This is a genomic window from Pseudoscardovia suis (genome assembly GCF_002797875.1).
GTDB lineage: Bacteria > Actinomycetota > Actinomycetes > Actinomycetales > Bifidobacteriaceae > Pseudoscardovia > Pseudoscardovia suis.
The window spans coordinates 704,837-727,315 of the sequence record NZ_PGFC01000001.1 but is presented as its reverse complement, the minus strand read 5'-3'; the positions used below and the strand labels follow the sequence as shown (position 1 = coordinate 727,315).

The window sequence follows — 22,479 nt, the reverse complement described above, 5'->3', positions numbered from 1 at the left end:
ACATGTCCCGGCTCGATGACAATCTGCAGGAAGCGAACTGATCATCGCGCCATGGACGGGCATGATCCAAAGTGCGCAACCTTTCGGGCACTACCTGCGGAAGCAGACCTTCATGAGATCAGAGACTACATAGCTGAGACTCTGCTGGTACCTGATGTTGCCTTAAATTGCATCCGAGTCATCCGCAAGGAGATGGAGAAGCTTTCCTACATGGCAGACATCATTGCGCCGGAGGAACGTGAGCCGTGGCATTCCAGAGGCGTGCGCAAGATCATCGCGAAGAACTTCTACATCTACTACCGCCCGGATGAAGCATCCGGAAGGGTCTACGTCCTGAATGTGATTTATGCAAAACGTGATCAGCTCAAGGCCTTAAACAAAATGAATCTCTATGACTGACATAAGGCAGCTCTCCATTCGAGGGCTGCCTTTTATCTGCCGCCGCGCTCGCGGTGTATCTTCTCGTGACACGAACGACAAAGACTCGTTAGGCAGAAAAAGCACGCGGACCAGTTCCCGCAAACAAAGAGCACCTGTAATGGCGCCGATTTTCGGCTTTGAGCAGTTCCCGCAAACGCAGGTGCGAAACTTCAAAATTTTTCAATTTCGGAAGTGGCAGTATGAAATATATTGAAAGACCAGAATATATGCAGCGGCTTCTTGATCTTATGGGGACCCCGGATATCAAGATCATTACCGGAGTGCGCCGGCGCAGCATGTTGCGGATGCGTGGCCTGTGGTTATGAAGGGTCTTGTGTGCAAAAAGACGATGTGGAGATGATTCGTCAAAAACTCCTCGCATCGGATATGGTTGTTTTGCCACGCCGCTTTATTACTGTGGCATGAGTGCACAGCTAAAATTGGTCGTAGGCCGCTTTGCGCCTATAACAGCAGCTTAAATAGCAGACATCTCAAGTCAGCTTTACTGGCAGTCGCCGGGAGTCATTGTAATCATATGGCAGTAAATGTAGATTGTATTTGTTTTAGAAATCTTTCCGCGATTGGAGAGAACGTCTGATATCTTTTCCACACAAGGTACAGCTTTGTTTCAAGGCAAGGCATAAGCGGCCGGAACACAAGTCCGCTTTCGGGAGAGGTGTCGATCAGTCTGTCGAAGGTGAGCAGATATCCGAGATGCTCTTTTGTAAAAATAGAAGCGTTGTATGCTAGCCGGAAGGATCCCTCAAGATGCAGATCGCTCATCTTATCCCCGGCCCATTTTGGAATATCATTTTCCCAGCTCTGCTCAGAACAGAATAATGGCAGTCCGATCAGGTCATCCACATGGATGGCCTTTTTCTTTGCCAACGGGTCATCTTCCGGTATGACAAGACCCCAGAGATCGGCTTCAGGGAAGACGACGGATTCATACGTTCCTGCATCCGCAGATTCCGCCAACACCACAAAGTCCAGCAGCCCCTTGTCCAGCTTTTCCATGACCTGTTCCGTGTCACCGCTGGTGATGTGATACCGAAGATCGGGATAGGTCTGTTTAAAGGAATGGATTGACTGGGCAAGATAGCGGATCTGGAATGACTCCGCCAGTCCAAAGTACAGATCCCCGCCGGTGATGTCGTCCAGGGAAATGAACTCCTGCTCGATTCTGTCTGCCATACTGACCAGATCTTCGGCACGATTGCGCAAGAGGATTCCCTCATCCGTCAGCTTGATACTGAAGCTGTGCCGGGTAAACAGTTTCTTCCCGAGTTCATCCTCTAAACTTTTCAGCGATTTTGACAGCGTGGGTTGTGTTACATGCAGCGTTTCTGCCGCCCGCGTCATGTTCTCTTCCCGCGCGACCGCAAGAAAGTATCTGAGCGTCCGTATTTCCATCCTGAAAGCTTCTCTTTATATGATATGATATTCCAAAAACGAATAACGCGACATTCAATATAACCATTTGTAAAGAACCCGTCAAGCACCAATAAAGGATTGGTTGCCTCGATTCACTCATTCGGAAAACAGAAAAAGAGCCATACAAAATAGAAAGGCGGCAATGACCATGATGAAGACAGAAGACCTGAAACTCACTCGGGAATGGGACAAGACCTTCCCGAAAAGCGACAGGGTGAATCACAGCAAGGTGACCTTTGTGAACCGCTATGGAATCACGCTGGCAGCGGACATGTATGTGCCGAAGAATGCAGACGGTAAGCTTCCTGCGCTTGCAGTCAGTGGGCCTTTTGGCGCGGTCAAGGAGCAGAGCTCCGGACTGTATGCACAGACCATGGCGGAGCGTGGATTCCTGACGATTGCATTTGATCCGTCCTTTACCGGCGAGAGCGGCGGACAGCCCCGCTACATGGCTTCTCCCGATATCAATACCGAGGATTTCATGGCGGCAGTGGATTTCCTGTCTCTTTGTGATCTGGTCGATCCCGACCGCATCGGCATCATCGGTATCTGCGGCTGGGGCGGTATGGCCCTGAATACAGCGGCACTGGATACCCGTATCAAGGCTACGGCAGTCATGACGATGTACGACATGACTCGGGTCAATGCCAAAGGTTATTTTGACGCCGAGGACAGCGAGGAAGCCCGCTATGCCAAGAAGGCTGCCCTGTGCGCGCAACGCATTGTGGATTATAAGGCCGGTGAATATGCGCTGGGCGGCGGCGTAGTCGATCCGCTTCCTGAAGATGCACCTTTCTTTGTGAAGGATTATTACGACTACTATAAGACCAGCCGCGGCTATCATGCCCGTTCCTTAAACTCCAATGGAGGGTGGAATGTCATCGGCTGCGAGTCTTTCCTGAATCAGCCAATCCTTCAGTACAGCAATGAAATTCGCTCCGCTGTCCTGATCGTTCACGGAGAGAAGGCGCACTCCTGCTATTTCAGCCGGGATGCCTACGCCAACATGGTAAAGGACAGTAAATACACGGACAACAAGGAACTGATGATCATTCCGGATGCGGTTCATACGGACCTCTATGACGGCGGCGGTAAGGATGCGATCCCCTTTGAGAAGCTGCAGAGCTTCTTTGAGGAATATCTGAAATGAAAATCATTTTATCTCTGGAAGAACTCTACAGAAGGTAAGCTGCATTGAGAAAACCGGCTATTCTGATGGCTTCTATATTGTTCGTTCTTTCGGGATGTACAGCGCAAAAGAGTATCTCTACGGAGCCTCAAACGACATCTTCCCAAACAGAGAGTGTGATACCGGTAGAACCGTCCGATGAAGAAACACAGAAAGCGGAGGATACCATGCGATTATTGATCGGTGAAACAGAGGTTCCCGTAACCTGGGAAAACAATGCGTCTGTAGAGGCGCTGAAGGAATTAAGCCCCGTTACGATTCAGATGTCGATGTACGGCGGCTTTGAGCAGGTCGGTCCGATCGGGCAGAGCATCGTGCGGAATGATGTACAGACCGAAACAAGCTATGGAGATATCGTTCTTTACTCCGGAAACCAGATCGTTATCTTCTACGGCTCCAATTCCTGGGCCTATACCAGGCTGGGACATGTTGATCTGTCGCAGCAGGAATGAGAGAGATGCTTGGCGGCGGAGATGTTGCGATTACATTAGAATAATCTACGAATAATGGCAGGAACAAGGCTGCGCTGTTGAAAAAGACATCGACAACGCAACGAAGGGGTCGTCGGCATGACGGAGTTCTTTGACGTGAAGAACTTCTCCATAAGGCCTGTTCTGGTGTTTGCCGTTATCCTTCTTCTCTTCGGCTGCTATGTGACGCAGATCCATTACCTCTGCGACCATCAACGGGTGGACCGTGCGCTGCGACTGATGTTCAGTCACTATTTTGTAACGCAATAAGACTGCTGACAGGATTGAACGCATGAAATATACAAGACTTGGAAACAGTGACTTAAATGTATCGCGGATCTGCATGGGGTGCATGGGATTCGGTGATTCCGGACGCGGTCAGCACAGCTGGACGATTGACGAGGCACATGCAAGAGAAATTATTAAGCGTGGTCTGGAGCTTGGTATCAACTTCTATGACACGGCTATCGCCTATCAGAACGGCACCAGCGAGCAGTATGTCGGAAGGACCCTGCGTGATTTTGCAAGGCGGGACGACGTGGTTGTTGCCACCAAGTTTTTGCCAAGAACCCAGGAAGAGATAGACCGGGGAATTACCGGCCAGCAGCATATCGAAAACATGATCAACACCAGTCTGCAGAACCTCGGTATTGGACTACGTGGACCTATGCATCTATCACATGTGGGACTGGCAGACACCAATCGAAGACATCATGGACGGCCTGAACCGTATCGTAAAGGCCGGTAAAGTCAGATACATCGGCATCTCCAACTGCTTTGCCTGGCAGATCGCCAAGGCTAATGCTGTGGCAGAAAAAGAAGGCTTTGCGAAGTTCGTTTCCATCCAGGGACATTACAACCTGATCTTCCGCGAGGAGGAACGGGAAATGGTGCCGTACTGCGATGAAGAGAATATCGCTCTTACTCCCTACAGCGCCCTTGCTTCCGGAAGACTATCGAGGCGCTCGGGGGAAGACGGAACAAAGCGAGCAAAAGAAGATACCTATGCGAAGTTCAAATATGATGCGACAGCCGCACAGGATAATGTGATCATCTCCCGGGTTGCTGAACTTGCCGAAAAACGCTGCGTGACCATGACGGAAGTGTCACTGGCGTGGCTGCTCACAAAGGTGACCGCCCCAGTGGTCGGAGCGACAAAGCTTCATCATATAGAAGGCGCGGTAAAGGCATTGGATCTTTCACTGACACCAGAAGAGATTCTGTATCTGGAAGAGCCTTATGTGCCGCATCCGCTGGTTGGAGTTATGGCGCAGAACAAAAGAACGCGAAAGCCCATGGCGTAACGAAGGAAGAGATCGCCGCCATCATCACCCACGGGCGAATTCTAATGGTCGTCGCCGGTGAGGCGGTCAAAGAAGGGCTGAACCGCAGGGCGGTGGATAACGTTGCCGATGCCGTGGATGTACACAAAGGTGGAGCCCTACATACACAGAGCTTGATAGAGAGCTGGCGCAACGTCACAATGTCTCCGAGTCATCATGACCTGGAGGCATTTTCTGTGTCTGTGGGATTCTGCTTCGCTGAGGGCTGAACATGACCAGGGGCTATCTGACAGCGGTGCGCTGGATGTAATGTATCGTGACCACAATTCGTCCGGTCGGTGCGATGGGAAGAAAGAAGAAGGAAACGGCATGACAGAGAAAATGACGCAGGATCAGCGGCTGGATTATCTCGTGGAGGAATTCAAGAAAGACTCCGTCCAATACAAGGATTTGGAAACGCCGAAAGACACAGAGGGAAAGCGGTATGTCCTTCGGTCGCTGATGAACATCCGCATGCCAAAGCCATTCCCCGAAGAGGCGCTCGCCGTCCAGGATGACTATCTGGCAGGCAGGGCTGAAGAAAAAGGCGTCGTGCGTCTTTCCGACATCCCGGTGACCCGAGGCGCAGTGTCCATCTGGCAGGGTGACATTACGCGGCTTGCCGTGGATGCCATCGTCAATGCCGCCAATTCTCAGATGCTGGGCTGCTTTGTGCCCATGCATATCTGCATTGACAACTCCATCCATACTTTTGCCGGCATTCAGCTTCGGGCAGAGTGCAACCGGCAGATGGACCAGCTGCGCAGCAGATATGGCCAGGAATATGAGCAGCCGACGGCTGTGCCCATGCTGACGGATGCTTACAATCTTCCAGCGAAAAAAGTCATCCATGTCGTCGGTCCGATTGTGCAATACGGTTTGACGCCGGAACTTGAGAAGGACCTGGCGAACTGCTACCTGCGCACCTTGGACATGTGTTGGGAAAACAATCTGAAAAGCGTGGCGTTCTGCTGCATCTCCACAGGCGTATTCCGTTTTCCCAACAAGCGGGCGGCTCACATTGCCGTCAGCACCGTGAACGGTTGGCTGTCGCAGCATCCGGGCGCCATGGACAGGGTGATTTTCGACGTGTTCAAGGATGAGGACAGAAAATACTATGAAGAACTTGTATGACGCAATGCCGAACGGCTATCAGGAGAGCATTCAGAAGGGACTTGCCGCGGTGCAGTATTTCAGTGGGAATACGTCATTCGGAACGGGCTCGAAAGAGGAGCGAATCTCCCGGCTAAAGAATGAGATCGAAACGGCAGATGCCATCGTGATCGGAGCGGGTGCCGGACTTTCCACCTCCGCCGGGATGACCTACAGCGGGGAGCGGTTCAACCGATATTTCTTTGATTTCGCACGCAAGTATGGCATTCAGGATATGTATTCCGGCGGTTTCTATCCCTTCCCCGATGCGGAGACCAGCTGGGCGTGGTGGGCCAGGAACATCTATTTCAACCGATACATGGATGCGCCGAGGCCCGTCTATCGGCAGCTGCTCTCGCTTGTGCAAGACAAGGATTACTTTGTCATCACCACGAACGTGGATCACCAGTTCCAAAGGGCGGGCTTTGATAAAGATCGCCTGTTCTACACCCAGGGGGACTTCGGACTTTTCCAGAGCGTCAATCCATCCACGCAGAAGACCTACGATAACGAAGAATGGGTGATGAAGGCGATGGAGGCGCAGGGGTTCGTGCGGGATGGGAATGGAGCGTTTGAGGTTCCCGAAAGCGGCGAACTGAAAATGAGGATTCCCGCGGCTCTCATTCCAAAATGCCCCGATGATGGATCCGATGTGACCATGAATCTTCGTGTGGATGGATCCTTTGTCGAGGATGCGGGCTGGCACAGGGCGTCGGCGGCATATGCTGACTTTCTGCACCGCTGCGAGGGCCACTATGTGCTGTATCTGGAGCTGGGTGTGGGGGCGAACACTCCGGTCATTGTGAAGTATCCGTTTTGGCAGATGACCTTGGCGAATGAAAAAGCGGTGTATGCCTGCGTCAATTACGGCGAGGCGTTCTGCCCAGGCGAGATTGAGCGCAGAGGCATCTGCATTAACGGGGACATCGGCGATGTGTTTACGTCTCTGCCTGTGCCATTACTGTGAACCATCCGTGCCGGAGCCGGAGTGTGACACAGAGTTTGGGGCCGTATCCTCCTTTTTCGGCGATTGGACTGGTGGGTCGCCGAAGACGGAGGTTAGGGACTCTATTTCGGGGTGTGTAACTTCCGTCTTCGGCGACGGTTTCGGGGTTCGCCGAAGACGGAGGTTTGGAACCCCTTTTGGGGTCCTGTAACTTCCGTTTTCGGCGAATCCTGTATCGGTCGCCGATGGTGGAGGTTAGGAACACTGTTTCGGTGTGTGTATCCTCCGTCTTCGGCGACCCCATGGTTTTGTCGCCGAAGACGGAAGTTGGGGTGTTTGGGAACCGTCCGATGGTTCACTTGTTGAGCATGGAATGATCCCCGATGCGATTTATCCTGATGACATCATTCAGTGAAGCGAACCATTGACAAGAGTATTGACGGCGGACAAGCCAATGAAGGAGACGACCTGATGATTGAGGTGTTGAAAAACAGGTTTCTTGACAATCCCATGCGCCACCAGGGCATAGCATGGGAGGATGTCGAGATGTGCCTGAATGGGAATCCCGATGCGCTTGCCATCCTCAAGCGCATGGAGGAAAGCGGCGGAGAGCCGGACACAATCGGTTTTGATGAGAAAACCGGAGGTCTTATCTTCTGCGACTGTTCGAAAGAATCTCCTGCCGGTCGCCGGAGCCTGTGCTATGACGATTCGGCGCTTCTGAAGAGAAAGAAGAATCCTCCAACTGGAAGCGCCGTTGGCCAAGCGCACAAGATGGGAGTCGAGTTGATGACGGAGGCACTCTACCGCAGACTCCAAGAGCTTGGGGAATTCGACCTGAAAACCTCTTCCTGGATTGCCACTCCGGAGGCGATTAGGCAAAAGGGCGGAGCCCTCTTCTGCGAAAAACGATACGGTGTTGTGTTCACTTTTCATAATGGGGCTGATTCTTATTATGCTGCCCGCGGGTGGAGGGGTTATTTCCAGATCCCCTGCATAGCTGATTCCAACGCGGACGTCCTCATCGGTGTCGCCTGACCGAGAAAGGACGAGGTGGGGATTCGCCGATGATGGAGGTTAGGAGGGGTTGGATTAGCCTGCTAACTTCCATCTTCGGCGAGTCTGGGATAGGTCGCCGAAGGTGGAGGTTTGGGGTGCTGTTTTCGGGCCTGTAACTTCCGTCTTCGGCGATGGTTGTGGGGATTCGCCGAAGAAGGAGGTTTGGTGCCTGTTTCGGGGCGGTGTAACCTCCGTTTTCGGCAACCCACGGATTTGTCGCCGATGGCGGAGGATAGGCGGATTTGGGGGGACCGTGTAACTGCCGTCATCGGCGGTTCTTTGGTTGGTTCGCCGATGGTGGAGGTTAGGAGGGGTTGAATTAGCCTGCTAACTTCCGTCTTCGGCGACGGTTTGGGGATTCGCCGATGATGGAGGTTTGGGGTGTTGTTTTTGGGTCTGTAACCTCCGTCTTCGGCGACCCGCTGATTTGTCGCCGATGAAGGAGGTTAGGAGGTTGGGGGTGTAGAACAACTGTGTCATCATGAACCTCCGTTGGCTCATTGGATTGGTGTATCGGATTGGCGATGCATATGGAATCGTCCCGAACCCTGAACAAGATTCGAGACGATCGACATCACAATATTCAATTCAGATAGGGGATTGCGGGTTGCATGGCATGTTCACCAAGGCAACCCGCATGGAGGCTTGCCAAGGCAGGTTAACCAAGGCAAGCCCACAAGCGACCTGCGCTGGCGAATCCGACCTGCGCTGACAGCTCACCGGGCAGCTCACCTGACAGCTCACCAGATGGGGTTCAGCATGTTCGCCTTGCACTGGCTCACGGCGCCGTGCGCTTCGAGGGTCATGCGCACCTGCGGGCCACCCGCCTGGAACAGCATGGTCGCGGCGGCTTCGCCGCCGTTGAGGAACACTTCGGCGACCTGATGGTCGAAGAACACCTCAGCACGGCGCACCTGGGAGATGCCGCTGTCATAATCGTTGTCGTCGAAGCCGCCCTGGCCCTTGGTGACCAGGCGGGTCACGCCATCCTTGCGCACTAGGCGCAGGCTTTCGGTGATGTTGCCTTCGGCGTCGTCGTTCGCGGCGATGGTGAGGGTGAAGTCAGCGTCGTCGTCGAGACGGATGTCGGCATAATACATGTCGCTCGGGCAGTTGGCGGACCACACCTTCGCTCCCGCGGCGGTGTTATCGAAAGCCTCGACGTCGATGTTCGCGCCGATCAGCTCGTCGTACACTTCCTTGATCGGCTTGCCCACGAGACGATCGTTGACGACATGCAGCTCGCGCGGCAGCGACATGATGCCGTTGGCGCGGCAGGAGCCTTCGCGTCGCACGCCGGCGTGGTCCACGATCCAGGCGAACGCGATGCGGCGATCCTGGTCGTCGCGGAAGCTTTGCGTCGCATAGTAGCCCATGCCGAAATCATTCCAGCCGCTGTGTGTCACCGTCAGACGCGGTGCCTTGCCATCGTCGTTGATGTCGCCCACATACCAGCGCACTGGCTGGAAGCGTCCCTGCTTGTCGCGGTAGTGCATGAGCGCGCCGCAGGCAACGGTGTGTCCGTCGAGTTCAAACAGGTCGGGGCATTCGTAGGTGCGTGAGATCTGGTGGCCGAAGTCAGCGAGCACGGGACCTTCATACTGCCACGTGGAATTGCGGTGCAGCGGCAGGGCAGTGGAGAACAGCGTCATTGCGGGTACGGTTTTCTCATTGGGCTCGGCTTCGCCCGGCTTGCCCATCGGATACGTGGCGAACCATCCGTCGGTCTCGTCATGGCAGATGCCGGCGTTGGCGTTCTTGTCGAATTCGGTGACAGGCAGGTTGGTGGCGGTCACGATCCATGCGCGGTCGCCATGCGTCTTGTGCAGCGGCAGGTTGATCTCGATCTTGGGGTCGCGGAAGTCCAGGCCGGTCGTCGGCGTCGGACGGGTGATCCACGGCGTCTCCACCTCGAAGTGCACGCCGTCATGGCTCAGGCACGTGGTCTGGTATTCCTCGACGGACTGTTCGTCGCCGCGGGTCTCGGTGTGGCGGGTGAGCGCGAAGCGAATCGCGTCCGCATCCTCGCCCTTGCAGGGGTATCCGTCGGCGTCCACCGTGATGGCGGAGCCGGAGAACGCGCCGCCGGTCAGCGTATGGTCGGTGGCGAATTCCGGCTGGGGTTCGAGCACGACAGGCAGGTGCGTCCAGTGCACGAGGTCAGGGCTGACGGCATGGCCCCAGTGCATGCAATCCCAGCCCCAGCCGTAAGGATTGAACTGATAGAACAAGTGGTAGACGCCCTTGAACTGGCACAGGCCGTTGGGATCGTTCATCCAGTGGGCGATTGGCTCGAAATGCGCCTGCGTGCGTTCCGGCTGGTAGTGGATGTCCCTGACGCCGGGCTGTGCGTTCCACTGGGCGAACGCAGGGTCGAGGTTGACGTACTGGATGCCGTTGGTGAGGTCGTCGTCGCCTTCCCACAGGTATCCGAAACGGCTGACGGCATGGTCGATGCGAATGTCGAGCTCGGCGTTCACCGGCACTTCAAAATGGTAGTGGTGGCGGTTCTCGAGAGCGGGCATCGGCTGCGATGCCAGAACGGACCCATCCGCGGCGTTGGTGATGGTGACCTTGGCTTCGTCGCCGGTGCGTTCGACGAACAGGTCGAGCGCGGTGTATGCGCCGGTCGTGATGCGCGTGTTGGTGGTGAGGGGATCAGGGAGCATGGTGTGTTCCTTTCTCTGATTGATCGGTGGTTGGGAAGTATTGGTTGTTGTGGTGTGGTGGTTGGGAAATAAGGCGCACTCATCACACCCAGCTGGCATAAGCCACTGGATTGGCGGTTGGTGGTTTCCGGTTTTTCTTGATGCTTCGAGGCTTTTTCAGTCCTGCTTGAGGGCTTCTTCAGGCGTGGGGGAGGAGACCGCTACGGCTGAATCGCGTTCGATAATGGATCCATGGGCAGTGGTGAGTATGTCCCGAGTTTCGAAGCTCGAACGAAAGGGCTGATTAGGCTCGATCTGCGGCTTGTTGCGTTGCTCGATGATCGCCACCAGCTGGCGGACCGCTTCGAAGCCCATTTCGTAATGAGGCAGTTCGATGGTGGTCAGCCCTGGCCGAAGCACGGCGGTGATGTTGGGCAGGTTGTCGACACTGACGATTGAAATGTCGGTGCCAATGCCCAGCTTGAGCTGGTTGGCGGCCATGTAGAGCGATGCCGCGCGCACATCATTGAACGAGAACACCCCGTCAGGCTGCTGTTCCTTCAACAGCTTGAGAGCGCGCTGGTCAGCGTTGTCGTATTCCGTCGCCCCCACGATCAGATCCGGATTCTCGCGCATCCCCCCGTCCTGCAGCGCCTGGCGGTATCCCGCCAAGCGTTTGGTCTGCGCGATGATGTCCGCTTCGGAACCGAAGTAGGCGATTCGCTTGCAGCCGGCGCGCACCAGGCGGGTAGTGGCATCGTAGCCGATGGCGAATTCGTCCGGATAGATGGAGGGGATATCGCACTTGGCATCCTCGGCATCCACGACGACCGTCGGCAGTTTGCGCAACGTGTCGGGGACGTCGACCACGCGGTGATACATGAACGCATACAGGAAGCCGTCCACGTGGTATCGCTTCAGGGTGGCGATGCCTTGGCGTTCCAGCGTCTTGTCGTTGTTCGTGTTCATTGTGATGAGCATGTATCCGAGCTTTCGCGCGGCCTCTTGCGCCCCGAGCATGATGCGCACTGCGTTAGGCGTGGTGATGATTTCGTCGGTCACGAAGCCCAGGGTGTGCGATTTGTTTGTCTTCAGGGTGCGCGCCATCATGTTCGGCTCGTAATGGAGCGATGCGGCTGTGTCGCGGATGAGCTGGGCGGTCGCCTCGCTGACCCGGTTCTTGTCTTTGCCGTTGAGCACCAGGGAGACTGCGCACACGGACACCCCGGCCTTTTTTGCGATGTCCTTGAGGGATGTCATATGCCGCTCCTCATTGCTCTGGATGCATGCCTGCAGCGGTGGAAGCCTGCTGCAGCGCCCCGTGCGTGTCGTCGTCCTTCGCGCGGCTCATGCCGGGGACCTTGCCGATCATGCTGACCGCCAGCATGACGAAGAACACCGGCAGCGCGATGCCGAAGGCGGGGATCAGGCCCGGCCAGGTGACCCACGAGCATGCCGTCAGCACGAAGATGAAGGCAAGGCACAGGCTGCACAACGGACGCGCGACGACCATCTGCACCGTCATGCGCACGATCCAGCGCCAGGATTCGCTGAAATTGGATCGCAAAGCCCACGACAAGCTGCAGAACAGACCGTAGAGCACCATGCCGAGGAGCAGAACCCCAGCGCTGGCATAGCCGAGCTTGCCAGCGTCATGGAAGTTTACCACCCAATAGTCGAAGATGAAGAGCGCCCACAGCACGGCCTGCGGCCATCCGAAGCGGTTCGCGCCAGCGAGGTCGTCCTTCCATGCGCGATGGAAGACGGTCCATGTCTGGCGGATGCTCCAGCTGTGGTCTTCGTCGAGCAACCAGGTTCTGTACGTCGTGTAGGTTGCCGAAACCGAGGGGAACAGGCCGACGACGACCACGCCCATCAGCGTGTGCACGAGGAATGCCACATGCGTGACTGCGATCATGAGCACGACGCGGCAGAAGTGTTCGTAACCGATGGCGAACTGACGGAGCATGATCTTCTCCTTCTCGATTTGTTGTCCAGTGTTGCCTGTTGTCCAGTGTTGCCTGGCGGGGTGCGGGCAGAGCCCGCGTGACGTGAAGCGATATGAAAACAGCCGGGGTGTTGCAAGGTGACGACACCCCGGCAGGGGCCGGAGAGGGAAGGGTCAGCCCTTGACTGCTCCGAGCATGACGCCCTTGTTGAAGTACTTCTGCAAGAACGGGTAGATGACCATGAGCGGCAGGGTGGAGACGATGATGATGCCGAACTTGATCTGGTCGGCAGCCTGTTGCTGGGCCGCCGCATCGACGTTCGTCGCGGTGCCTTGCGCCACGAGCAGCAGCTGTTGTAGCACGACCTGCAAAGGCTGCTTCGAATCATCGGTGATGAAGATCAAGCCTGTCATGAAGTCGTTCCAGTGACCCACGAAGTAATACAGGCCGATCACGGCGAGGATTGCGGAGCTCAGCGGGATCACGATCCGGAAGAAGTATCCGAAGTAGCTTTCGCCATCGAGCTGCGCGGCCTCGAACAGTTCCTCGGGGATGGAGCTTTCGAAGAAGGAGCGCGCCACGATCACGTTGTAGACGCTGACAGCGCCGGGGAGGATGAACACCCACATGGAGTTGAGGATGCCCAGCTGCTTGTAGAGCAAGTAGTTCGGGATCAGGCCGCCGCTGATGAACATCGTGACGGTGAACAGGAACAGGATCACGCGGCGGGGCTTGAACTCCCTGCGGGACAGTGCGAACGCGCAGGGGATGGTGACGGCGAGGTTCACCGCCGTGCCGACCACGGAGTAGATGATGGTGTTCAGGTAGCCGCGCCAGATGCGGGCGTTGGCGAACACCTTCGCGTATCCGGCGAAGGTGACTCCCTTGGGCAGGATGGTCACCTGGCCGCTGGCGACCTTGTTCGGGTCAGAGAACGATGCGATGATCACGAACCACAGCGGGTAGATGACCGCGATCACTGCCAGGGCGATCAAGCCGTAGATGATGATCGATGCCACCCAGTCGCCGGCTGTCATGTGCTGGCGCTGATGCTTGTTCCATGGGATTTCGTCGCCCGACGTCTTTGGTGCGGGCGCTGCTGGTGTTGTCGACATTGTTGGCTCCTAGAAAATGCTGGTGTCGGAGAGCTTCTTGGAGATCGCGTTGGCGGTGATCAGGAAGACGAAGTTGACGACTGTGTTGAACAGGCCGATTGCGGTCGAGTACGAGAACTGGCTGTTGAGAATACCGATCTTGTATGTGTAGGTCGAGATGACCTCGGTGGCGGGAAGGTTCAGCGAGTTCTGCATAAGGAAGATCTTGTCGAAGCCGACGTTGAGCACGCTGCCCATGCTCAGGATCAGCAGGATGGACGCGGTCGGCAGGATCGCCGGGATGTCGACGTGGCGGATGAGCTGCCAGCGTCCGGCGCCATCGATCTTGGCGGCCTCGTACAGGGATGTGTCGACGCCGGCGAGGGCCGCGAGGTAGATGATGGAGTTCCATCCGCAATGCTGCCACACTTCGGAAATCCAGTAGATCGAGGTGATGGCCTTCGGGTCGCCCAGCAGGTTCTCGGGGCCGAGGAAGCGGCCGATGATGCCGCTGCCGGGAGTCAGGAAGATGTTGAGCATCGAGACGATGACCACGACGGAGATGAAGTGCGGCATGTAGGTGACGGTCTGGACGAAGCCCTTGACCTTCGACGAATGGATCTGGTTGATGAGCAGAGCGAGGATGATCGGGAAGATGAAGCCCATGACCAGGGTCCACAGGCTGATGCGGATGGTGTTGGTCATGATCTCGCCGAACAGCGGGGAGTGGAAGAACTTGTTGAAGTATTCGAATCCCACCCATTTGCCGCCTGTCAGGCCCTTCTTCGGGTCGAACTTGCGGAAGGCGAGCTGGATGCCCCACATCGGCACGTAGGCGAAGACCGCCACGAAGATGAGCGCCGGTGCGCTGAGGATCCACAGCTGCCAGTAGCGGCTGAAATGCCTGGCGAGTTTGTCAATGATATTGGGCTTCTTTGTCTTGCCCTCTTCAGCGTTGTGCTGACGGCTGTCGTGCGCCGTTGCAACTGGCGCCGTTGGCAGGGATTGCGTAGCCATGTTAGCTCCAATGATTGTTGTTTGTGTGTGTTCACCTGGCCGGTGGAAAGAATCGGACGCTGGGGAGGAAGCCTTGCTGCGCCATCATCGGCATGAGGGAGGGGAAGGTGGTGGAGAGCGGTGCCCTCCACCACCCAAGGGTCATCCAAGGGTTCAAGGATGAATGTTCAAAGATGAGTTGCAAGGTGGCTGTGCGCGGGATGCGTGAGGCTGCTGTGCCTGTTGGGCATCCCGCGTGCCGCCACTGTTCAGTTATTTGGTTATTTGGTGTTGTCTGGTGCGTCGGTGCTATGCCGAGAGGCTCGGGTTACTCAGCCTGCTGGTCGTAGTACTTCTGCCAGATCTGGATGTTGGTGTCGAGACCGAGGGTCGGCTCCTGAAGCTTCTTGAGGTAGTCGTTCCACTCGTTGTCGATGCCGCCGTCCTGCACCCACTTGGCAAGCTGGTTGTCGGTGTAGTTGAAGATGGCGGTGTTGTTGGTGGACAGGGTGTCCATGTCTTCGCTGCTCGGGTGCACCCAGACCGGGATGACGTCCTTGACGGGGTCGACGTTCTTCTTGATGACGTCGCGCACGCCTTCGTCGCTTGCAGTGACCTGCTCGGCGTTCGTGTCGTTGACGATCGTCGCGTCATCGGGGATCCAGCCTGCGAAGCGGTCCTGCAGTGCCACGGCACGGGTGTCGGGGTACTCGGCGTAGGCCTTGGCCTTGTCGATCGTGTAGGTGTGGTCGCCGTTGTCGGCCACGATGTCCGGGATGGAGCCGTAGAAGCCGGAAACCGAGAGCTTCTCGTCATACATCGCGTTGATGAGCTTGAGGGCTGCATCCTTGTTCGGGGCTTCCGGGTTGAGGCTGAGCGAGTAAGCGAACTCAGCGGAGACCTGCGAGTAATCCCACTTGACCTGGGAATCCGGGTCGGATGCCTTCTCCTTGAGCGGGGGAAGCGTGATGTATTGCGAAGCGAGCTTGTCGCCGAACTCGGAGTAGTTCGACCAGCCGAAGGTCACGCCGCTGAGTGCGGTCTGGCCGTCGTTGATGGTCTGGGCGGTGTACATCGAGGCGTCGCGGGTCAGCGCGTCTTGCGGGACGAGGCCTTCGGCCATCAGCGAATGCAGGTAGTTGATGGTGTCCTTGAGCTCGTTGGAGGTCAGGTAGCTGGAGACCTTGCCGTCCTTGACGTAGTAGCCTTGGCTGGATGCCGAGGAGCCCATGAAGCTCGTGGTCAGGCCGGTGGAGTTGATCAGCGTGAGCGGGCTCCACAGACCGAAGCTGAGGCCGCGGATGTTCATCGGGATCTCATCGGCCTTGCCGTTGCCGTTCGGATCCTCGGTCTTGAAGGCCTCGAGCGTGGTCTTCAGCTCGTCCCACGTGGTCGGGACGGGCAGGCCGAGCTTGTCAAGCCAGGTCTTGTTGATGAACATGTGCGTGGCGGAGACACGGTAGCCCTTGCCGCGGTCGGAAGGCAGCAGGTAGATGTGGCCGTCGTCCTCGGCGAACTTCTTGGCGTCAGGCTGCGCCTCGAAGAACTTCTGCACGTTGGGCAGGGAATCCATGTCCTGCGACAGGTCCTCGAACTCGTCGGAGTACTTGGTGACGTCGGTCGGGTCATACAGCGACAGGCCGATGTCGGGGAAGTCACCTGCAGCCATCTTCGCGGACTTCTGCTGGCCCCATGCGTTGTCGCTGACCTCTTCCCAGTTGATCGAGCAATCGCAAGCGGCTTCGAGGTCCTTGGAGTACTGCGTGTCCTTCATCGGATTGTCGGTGACGTTACGACGAACCTGAATCGTCACGATCGGCTTGCCGTTGGCGTCGGTCGTGGCTTTGTCACTGCCGCCGCAAGCGGCAAGCGGGGCGAGCATGGATGCGATGGCGACTGATGCGATGGCCATCCGAACACTTCTTCGTGCCATTTCTATCCCTCAACTTTCTGATTGGGTTTGTGCTGTGTAACCGACGGCGTGGTGACAATGGCCTTGGCTTGCATCCCTCCACTGCGTTTGTGTGACCACGGTGTCTGTTTCGCTGCGAGAAACAGCATACAACATTAAACGTTTAACTACAACTTAAAAACGATTGACGCGTGTCGCCTGTAATAGCAACGTTTCCTGTATGGCGCAAGGTGACTGTGGCGGTGTCGACCCCATGTTGACGCCCGCGCATGAGGGCATCGGACGGAGCTTCCCCAGGGGTGGTGCGTAGCCTACTGCGTGCATGTGGGCGACATCCAGGCGGCGGAGGTGCGTGTGCCGAGCTATGTTCCTAATAACCTGTACAGGTACCGGGTTTTCGTCGGCGACGCCCCCGGGTGCGGTCGATGACGACGATCTTGCGGTGGCTGCCGTCGTCATCGGCTGTTATCTGCATCTGATGGATTATCGTGGTGAGGTCGTGACGGATGCGTCATATGCCTTGGAAAGGCCGCAGATCACCGATAAGAGGCTGTTGTCGCGCTTTGACCCGGAGTTCGCGCCGAGCATCGCCCCTTGAGTCCCGTGCACCGCTGTCGAAGGTGCGATTCCATGCGCCTTCGGCGGGGTCGCCTCGCGCGATTTCGGCCTTTCCTTGCCTAATCGCGGTCGAGGGTGCGGGAATTTGCGCCTTCGACCGTGATTAGGGTGAGCGCAGGGCTGCTTTGCAGTGGTAATCCCCACCGAGGGTGCACGATGTTGCACCCTCGACAGCGGTTATCTTGCTCAATCCTGGCTTTTCCCTACTTAATCTGCATCGAGGGTGCGGGAATTTGCACCTTCGGCCGCGATTAGGGCGGGCGCAGGGCTGCTTTGCAGTGGTAATCCCCACCGAGGGTGCACGATCATGTACCCTCGGCCGCAATTGGCGGCGTCATGCATGTCGCGTACCTCTGTATGTCGTGACATCACTCATCCGCCTCGCTCATTCGATCAATGGTCGGAATATTCGGACGGAAGGGTGCTGAAGTAGCGAAGGTTCTCGATGTCGTATTTCCACAGGCGCTCCTCGGCGCGAAGATCGCGTAGGGTCATGGAAGTGGTGCACTGGTCCGTGTCCTTGGTCAATATCACGCCGTCTCGCACAGTCGGGAAATCGTGGTTGCCGAATCTGACATAGCCGTCCGACTTCCCCTCGTCAAATAGCTGCCGCCGCAGTGCAAGGGCTTCGTTCATGTACTCCTGGCACGATTGGTAGGCCTCGGCGCGTGCCGAGCGATAGGCTGGCAGAAGGGTGAAGGCCGCGCAGAGGATGAAGACGATGACTCCGAAGATCCACGGATGGCTGCCGATCGGCAATTACGTCAAGGGCACGACGTTCCTGTCGAAGGACGACAAGTCGCGCTACAACAACATCCTCCATGTCACCGGTGAATACCCTCCCGCGTTCCTCCTTGGCAGCGAATACCGGGTTGACATGAATGAAATGCACGAGGCGCTCGACACGGCCGGGGCAGTGAATGAACTCGTCGATCCGCTCGCTGAGGAAGGCCGCACGATGCCGCATTGCTTCGTCGCCGAAGAGAGGGAAGACCCCACCGCCGCGGCAGCGTTTAGCCGGCTGACGGTTTTCCTCGCCGGCCATAGCGCCTGAGCGGGAGGGCCTGGCACGCCGCTGTGCTCTGCGCGGCGAAGGAAGCCCGAGGCGATGCATGTCCATCGACGGGCGGCGTTGACAGATGTCGCGCCGTCCATTAAAGTATCAGTATCAGATACAATTGCAGGTAGTGCGGATGATGATTCACAGTCGCGGGCGCTGTTTACGACTGTGAATGCTGCGAGTGCAGATAACTGCGGGTGCCTGTCGAATCCGCACGACTGGAATCAGCGCGGTTGAAAACAACAGGGAGGGGCGCCATGGTGGATACCAGATTCTCGTCAGCGATCCATGCGCTGATTCTGATCTCGCAATCCGCGACCCCGGTCAATTCCGAGCAGATCGCCGTGAGCGTGGGCACCAACCCCAGCTACATCCGCAAACTGACCGCACGCCTGAGCAAGGCGGGCATCATCGAAGGCAGGCGTGGCATCAGCGGGTTCCGGCTGCTCAGGCAGCCCGCCGACATCACGCTGCTCGACATCTACCGGGCGGTGATGGACACGGATTCCGTGCATCTGTTCGACCTGCATCACAATCCCAACGACGCATGCATCGTCGGGCACAACATCCGCCCGGTGCTGGGAGGCATGTTCCAGCAGATGGACGATGACGTGAACCACCGCCTCCAAGGCATGACCCTCGCCGACTGCATCAACGGCATGCGCGCCTACATCGCGCGCACCGCTAGCTGACTGCGCGCACCGCTAGCTGACGGCCCAATACCCAACAGACAACGGCGCACCGCCGACGCACGAATGGAGATCCTATGAAAGCAGCCATACTCACGCATTACGCCAAGGATGGCACCGACCTTGAGATCCGCGACATCCCCGTCCCGGAGCCCGGCGACACGGAGGTGCTGGTCAAGGTCATGGCGGCGGCGGTCAACCCGCTCGACAACATGATCATCCGCGGCGAAGTCAAGCTCATCACCCCTTACAAGATGCCGCTGGTCATGGGCAACGAATTCGCCGGAATCGTCGAGAAAACCGGCAGGAACGTCACCCGTTTCACGGCAGGCGACCGGGTCTACGGCAGGATGCCACTCAAGAAGATCGGTGCTTTCGCGCAATACGCGGCGGTGGAGGAATCCGCGCTCGCGGTGATCCCCGAATACCTCTCATACCAGCAGGCCGCCACGGTCCCGCTTACGGCGCTCACCGCCATGCAGGCCTTTGAGGTTATGCACGTCACGGCAGGCGAATCCGTGTTCATCTCCGGCGGCACCGGCAGCCTGGGCGCCATGGCAATCCCCGTGGCAAAGAGCCTGGGCCTGCACGTCTACACCAACGGCAGCGGCAGCAACGAGGAGCGGGTACGCCAGCTCAGCGCCGAACGGTTCATCGACTACAAGAAAGAGAACTACGTCGACGTGCTTTCCGACGTCGACCACGTGCTCGACACATTGGGCGACCGCGAGCTGCCGAATGAATTCAAGGTGCTCAAGGAAGGCGGCAGCCTGGTCTCTCTGCGCGGCATGCCCAACGGACGGTTTGCCAAGCGCAGTGGCATGCCCGTCTGGAAGCGCCTGCTGTTTTCCATCGCCGGCCGCAAGTACGACCGCATGGCGGCGGCAAAAGGCCAGACCTACGACTTCCTGTTCGTGCACGAGGACGGACGCCAGCTCGACGAGATTGGCAGGCTGTTCGACGCCGACCATCCGCTGGAAACCTCCATCGACACGGTCTACACCCTCGAGCAGATCAACGAGGCGCTCGCCAAGGTCAAGCAAGGCCGATCCCGCGGCAAGACCATCATCTCCATCGGGGAATAGGCGGAATAGACGGGAATAGACGGGGTAATAAGCGGAATAAACGGAATAGGCGGGGATAGGCGCGGCACTCGCGTGCCTTGGACACGACAGACGCGGTAATTGCGCCGCGTGGGGGCGTGTCCAAGGCGGCGATGAGAGTCTCGGCATGGCTTTCCGGCGCAGCCCCAGCAGGCACGCTACAATATGGCGGTGTTATGCTTTGCGCCGCCTAGGCAACGCCGATGCGCGGTGCACGGTTTCGACGCAAGCATCGGAAGGAACCCCATGAAAGTCGCGATCATCACGCATTCCTCGACGTTCGAGGCGCGTGCGCACGCCATCGGAGACTACTTCCGTCGCCGTGGCGACGACGTCACTTGGTTCTTCTCAGACCTCGACCACCGCACCAAGAAAACAGTGGAACGCAGCGCGCCCGGTCACGTCTATGTGCATCTCGAGCCGTTCAAACGCAATATGTCTATGAAGCGCATGCGTGCCATCAGACGGTTCTCGCATGACGTGGAACGCGAGCTGGATGCGCGCATGCGCACCGATCCATTTGACGTGCTGTGGTTCCTGCTGCCGGCCAATTCGCTGGCAGGTGTCGCCGACCGCCTTCATGAACGCTATGGCACGCCCGTCGTGTTCGACATAATTGACCTGTGGCCCGAATCCCTGCCGGTGAAGGGATTGGCGGCAACGCCGCCCGCCCGCATGTGGGCGCGGTTGCGCGACGCGCACCTGGGCTGTGCGAGCCTGATCACCACCGAATGCGACCGATACCGCGGCATCATTGGGCTTCCTGCGGACCGTACGCGCGCATTGTATTGGTACAAGTCGCGTCCCGAAGGGGACCCCGGGGCGGTGGGGTTCGCCCCTGACGCGGCATGGCGAAAAGTGGCGCGGGACGCCGCACCGCATGACGGCGCTGCGCCGCTGCCGGTCGCATATCTGGGTGCGGTGAACAACATCATCGACATACCCCTCATCACCCGGCTGCTCGCAGCGATGAACGACATCCGCCCCGTGCACCTGCACATCGTGGGAACAGGGGAGAGACTTGAACGCTTCGTCGAGCAGGCACGCGAATCTGTGAGCCGCGTCACATATCATGGTGCGGTGTATGACGAGCCGCGCAAGGATGCGATCCTGGGCGGGTGCGCGTACGGGATCAACATCATGAAACCCACGGTGAAGGTGGGGCTGAGCATGAAGTCCATCGATTACCTGTATTGCGGGCTGCCGTTGCTCAACGCCATCGGCGGCGACAGCGCCGACCTGGTGGAGCGCGAAGGCGTGGGCGTGAACGTCAACCCGCTCGACATCGAGGCGACGGCGCGGCACGTGGTGGCGCTCGCGGCCGATCCCGTGGCGTCCGAGCGCATGCATCGGGCGGCGAGGGCGTGCTATGACGCGCATTTCACCGAGGAACGCTTCAATGAGGCCTTGGACAGCGCCGTGTCGACGTTCATCGAACCCGCGGTGCATGGCAGGGAAGGAGCACGCGCATGATCGACATCTGCCTTGCCACATACAACGGCGAGCGCTATCTGGCCCAACAGCTGGATTCGCTGCTGGCACAGACCGCGTCGGATGTGCGGGTGCTTGCCCGTGACGACGGTTCGACCGATGCCACGGTCGCGATCCTGCATGAGTATGCCGGGCGCTATCCGGGCAAGGTGACGCTCATCGAGGATGACGTGCATTGCGGCGGGCCGGCGCCGAATTTCATGGAGATCATGAAGCATTCCACCGCAGATTACGTGATGTTCAGCGACCAGGATGACTATTGGTATCCCAACAAGGCCGAGCATATGCTCCGCGTCACGCGGCGGCAGGAGCGGCATGCCGGCGGCAGCGATGTGCCGGTGCTGGCATTCGGCGACTACCGTGTGGTGGATGCGCGGCTGCAGCCCATCGAGGTCGCTAAAGGACACCTGCAGATCGACAAGTTCTATGTGTCGCTCAATCGCCTGCTCGTGCAGAACTATGTGACCGGGTGCACGATGATGATCAACCGCGCCGCCTGCCGCCTTGCCGGCGCATGGGAGCCGGCGATCCTCATGCACGACTGGTGGCTTGCGTTGTGCTGCGCCGCAATGGGCAGCATCGTGCACGATCCGACGGTGCTCATGGATTACCGGCAGCATGGTGACAATGACGTGGGCGCCAAGGACGTGAAAAGCTGGGCGTATCGTCTTGACAGGCTGCGCGACCCCGCGGCGCGTTCATCCTCGCGCGATTATCTGCGCCAGGCACAGGCGCTGTATGAGCGCCTGGGGGACGCCATGCCCGACGGGTCGCGGCGCACGCTCGAACGGTTCCTGGAGATTCCCCGCCTGGGCAAGTTCGCCCGCATGCACCGTTTGGTGAGCGGCGGCTATCTCAAGTCAGACTTGGTGCGCAACATAGGCTTTTTGCTGTGGATCTAGGCGCTTGAGTCATCGCTGAGAAGGA

The 22,479-nt window shown here is 57.8% G+C and carries 23 protein-coding genes; 15 read left to right on the top strand and 8 right to left on the bottom strand.

Annotation, left to right across the window (positions count from 1 at the left end; translation table 11 throughout):
- On the top strand, positions 1-399 hold a 399-nt coding region (locus CLV65_RS02750; protein WP_244902345.1), incomplete at its 5' end, for a type II toxin-antitoxin system RelE/ParE family toxin.
- Positions 392-634 carry a hypothetical protein gene (locus CLV65_RS08685; protein WP_094691822.1) on the top strand — a complete coding sequence of 81 codons (243 nt, stop codon included), beginning with the start codon at positions 392-394 and terminating at the stop codon, positions 632-634. The genes CLV65_RS02750 and CLV65_RS08685, both read left to right, overlap by 8 nt.
- Positions 635-951: 317 nt before the next feature.
- Here CLV65_RS08685 and CLV65_RS02735 read toward each other — a convergent pair whose 3' ends face one another.
- Entirely contained in the window at positions 952-1,833 is an 882-nt protein-coding gene (locus tag CLV65_RS02735; protein WP_033505238.1) for a LysR family transcriptional regulator, read from the bottom strand.
- Positions 1,834-1,996: 163 nt separating this feature from the next.
- On the opposite strand from CLV65_RS02735, the gene CLV65_RS02730 reads away from it, so the two are divergent.
- From CLV65_RS02730 to CLV65_RS02705, 7 genes are all read left to right on the top strand, one after another.
- Positions 1,997-3,004, top strand: a complete 1,008-nt coding sequence (locus tag CLV65_RS02730; RefSeq protein ID WP_244569224.1) for an alpha/beta hydrolase — start codon at positions 1,997-1,999, stop codon at positions 3,002-3,004.
- A 206-nt stretch (positions 3,005-3,210) separates the two neighbouring features.
- Positions 3,211-3,495: a cyclophilin-like fold protein gene (locus CLV65_RS08905; RefSeq protein WP_211278437.1), complete on the top strand. Its 285-nt coding sequence runs from the start codon at positions 3,211-3,213 to the stop codon at positions 3,493-3,495.
- Between the two features lie 310 nt (positions 3,496-3,805).
- On the top strand, positions 3,806-4,261 hold the full coding sequence (locus CLV65_RS09085; RefSeq protein WP_275542126.1) for an aldo/keto reductase: 456 nt from the start codon (positions 3,806-3,808) through the stop codon (positions 4,259-4,261).
- Positions 4,194-4,817: an aldo/keto reductase gene (locus tag CLV65_RS02720; protein WP_275542125.1), complete on the top strand. Its 624-nt coding sequence runs from the start codon at positions 4,194-4,196 to the stop codon at positions 4,815-4,817. Before CLV65_RS09085 ends, CLV65_RS02720 begins: the two co-directional genes overlap by 68 nt.
- Positions 4,818-5,165: 348 nt before the next feature.
- On the top strand, positions 5,166-5,969 hold the full coding sequence (locus CLV65_RS02715) for a protein-ADP-ribose hydrolase (RefSeq protein ID WP_094691820.1): 804 nt from the start codon (positions 5,166-5,168) through the stop codon (positions 5,967-5,969).
- Positions 5,953-6,954, top strand: coding sequence for an SIR2 family NAD-dependent protein deacylase (locus CLV65_RS02710; RefSeq protein ID WP_094691819.1), 1,002 nt, complete (start codon positions 5,953-5,955; stop codon positions 6,952-6,954). The genes CLV65_RS02715 and CLV65_RS02710 overlap by 17 nt, the downstream gene beginning before the upstream one ends.
- A gap of 450 nt (positions 6,955-7,404) precedes the next feature.
- Positions 7,405-7,971 (top strand): DUF4256 domain-containing protein, encoded by a 567-nt coding sequence (locus CLV65_RS02705; protein WP_094691818.1) that lies wholly within the window; start codon positions 7,405-7,407, stop codon positions 7,969-7,971.
- Positions 7,972-8,732: 761 nt separating this feature from the next.
- On the opposite strand, the gene CLV65_RS02700 is transcribed toward CLV65_RS02705, so the two are convergent.
- The 6 genes from CLV65_RS02700 to CLV65_RS02675 all read right to left on the bottom strand — a co-directional run bounded on the left by CLV65_RS02700 (position 8,733) and on the right by CLV65_RS02675 (position 16,591).
- Positions 8,733-10,661 carry a glycoside hydrolase family protein gene (locus tag CLV65_RS02700; RefSeq protein ID WP_094691817.1) on the bottom strand — a complete coding sequence of 643 codons (1,929 nt, stop codon included), beginning with the start codon at positions 10,659-10,661 and terminating at the stop codon, positions 8,733-8,735.
- Between the two features lie 156 nt (positions 10,662-10,817).
- A complete protein-coding gene (locus tag CLV65_RS02695; protein WP_094691816.1) occupies positions 10,818-11,900 on the bottom strand; it encodes a LacI family DNA-binding transcriptional regulator in 1,083 nt (360 codons plus the stop codon).
- Positions 11,901-11,910: 10 nt separating this feature from the next.
- Positions 11,911-12,609, bottom strand: coding sequence for a YesL family protein (locus tag CLV65_RS02690; RefSeq protein ID WP_094691815.1), 699 nt, complete (start codon positions 12,607-12,609; stop codon positions 11,911-11,913).
- Between the two features lie 153 nt (positions 12,610-12,762).
- On the bottom strand, positions 12,763-13,704 hold the full coding sequence (locus CLV65_RS02685; RefSeq protein WP_094691814.1) for a carbohydrate ABC transporter permease: 942 nt from the start codon (positions 13,702-13,704) through the stop codon (positions 12,763-12,765).
- 9 nt (positions 13,705-13,713) lie between these two features.
- Positions 13,714-14,700: an ABC transporter permease gene (locus CLV65_RS02680; protein ID WP_244569222.1), complete on the bottom strand. Its 987-nt coding sequence runs from the start codon at positions 14,698-14,700 to the stop codon at positions 13,714-13,716.
- A 307-nt stretch (positions 14,701-15,007) separates the two neighbouring features.
- Positions 15,008-16,591, bottom strand: coding sequence for a type 2 periplasmic-binding domain-containing protein (locus tag CLV65_RS02675; RefSeq protein ID WP_244569220.1), 1,584 nt, complete (start codon positions 16,589-16,591; stop codon positions 15,008-15,010).
- 364 nt (positions 16,592-16,955) lie between these two features.
- Here CLV65_RS02675 and CLV65_RS02670 point away from each other — a divergent pair, with 364 nt between their 5' ends.
- Complete coding sequence (locus CLV65_RS02670; protein WP_094691812.1) at positions 16,956-17,189, top strand: hypothetical protein; 234 nt, start codon at positions 16,956-16,958, stop codon at positions 17,187-17,189.
- A 413-nt stretch (positions 17,190-17,602) separates the two neighbouring features.
- Here CLV65_RS02670 and CLV65_RS02665 read toward each other — a convergent pair whose 3' ends face one another.
- Positions 17,603-17,845: a hypothetical protein gene (locus CLV65_RS02665; protein ID WP_094691811.1), complete on the bottom strand. Its 243-nt coding sequence runs from the start codon at positions 17,843-17,845 to the stop codon at positions 17,603-17,605.
- Between the two features lie 85 nt (positions 17,846-17,930).
- Here CLV65_RS02665 and CLV65_RS02660 point away from each other — a divergent pair, with 85 nt between their 5' ends.
- The 5 genes from CLV65_RS02660 (at position 17,931) to CLV65_RS02640 (ending at position 22,454) form a co-directional block, all read left to right on the top strand.
- Positions 17,931-18,263 (top strand): hypothetical protein, encoded by a 333-nt coding sequence (locus CLV65_RS02660; protein ID WP_094691810.1) that lies wholly within the window; start codon positions 17,931-17,933, stop codon positions 18,261-18,263.
- A gap of 263 nt (positions 18,264-18,526) precedes the next feature.
- On the top strand, positions 18,527-18,961 hold the full coding sequence (locus CLV65_RS02655) for an Rrf2 family transcriptional regulator (RefSeq protein ID WP_094691809.1): 435 nt from the start codon (positions 18,527-18,529) through the stop codon (positions 18,959-18,961).
- Positions 18,962-19,035: 74 nt separating this feature from the next.
- Positions 19,036-20,043 (top strand): NADP-dependent oxidoreductase, encoded by a 1,008-nt coding sequence (locus tag CLV65_RS02650; RefSeq protein ID WP_094691808.1) that lies wholly within the window; start codon positions 19,036-19,038, stop codon positions 20,041-20,043.
- A gap of 264 nt (positions 20,044-20,307) precedes the next feature.
- Entirely contained in the window at positions 20,308-21,534 is a 1,227-nt protein-coding gene (locus CLV65_RS02645) for a glycosyltransferase (RefSeq protein WP_157847199.1), read from the top strand.
- The gene (locus tag CLV65_RS02640) at positions 21,531-22,454 is read left to right on the top strand and encodes a glycosyltransferase family 2 protein (protein ID WP_094691806.1); all 924 of its coding nucleotides are present in this window, start codon (positions 21,531-21,533) and stop codon (positions 22,452-22,454) included. Before CLV65_RS02645 ends, CLV65_RS02640 begins: the two co-directional genes overlap by 4 nt.
- Positions 22,455-22,479 lie beyond the last annotated feature (25 nt).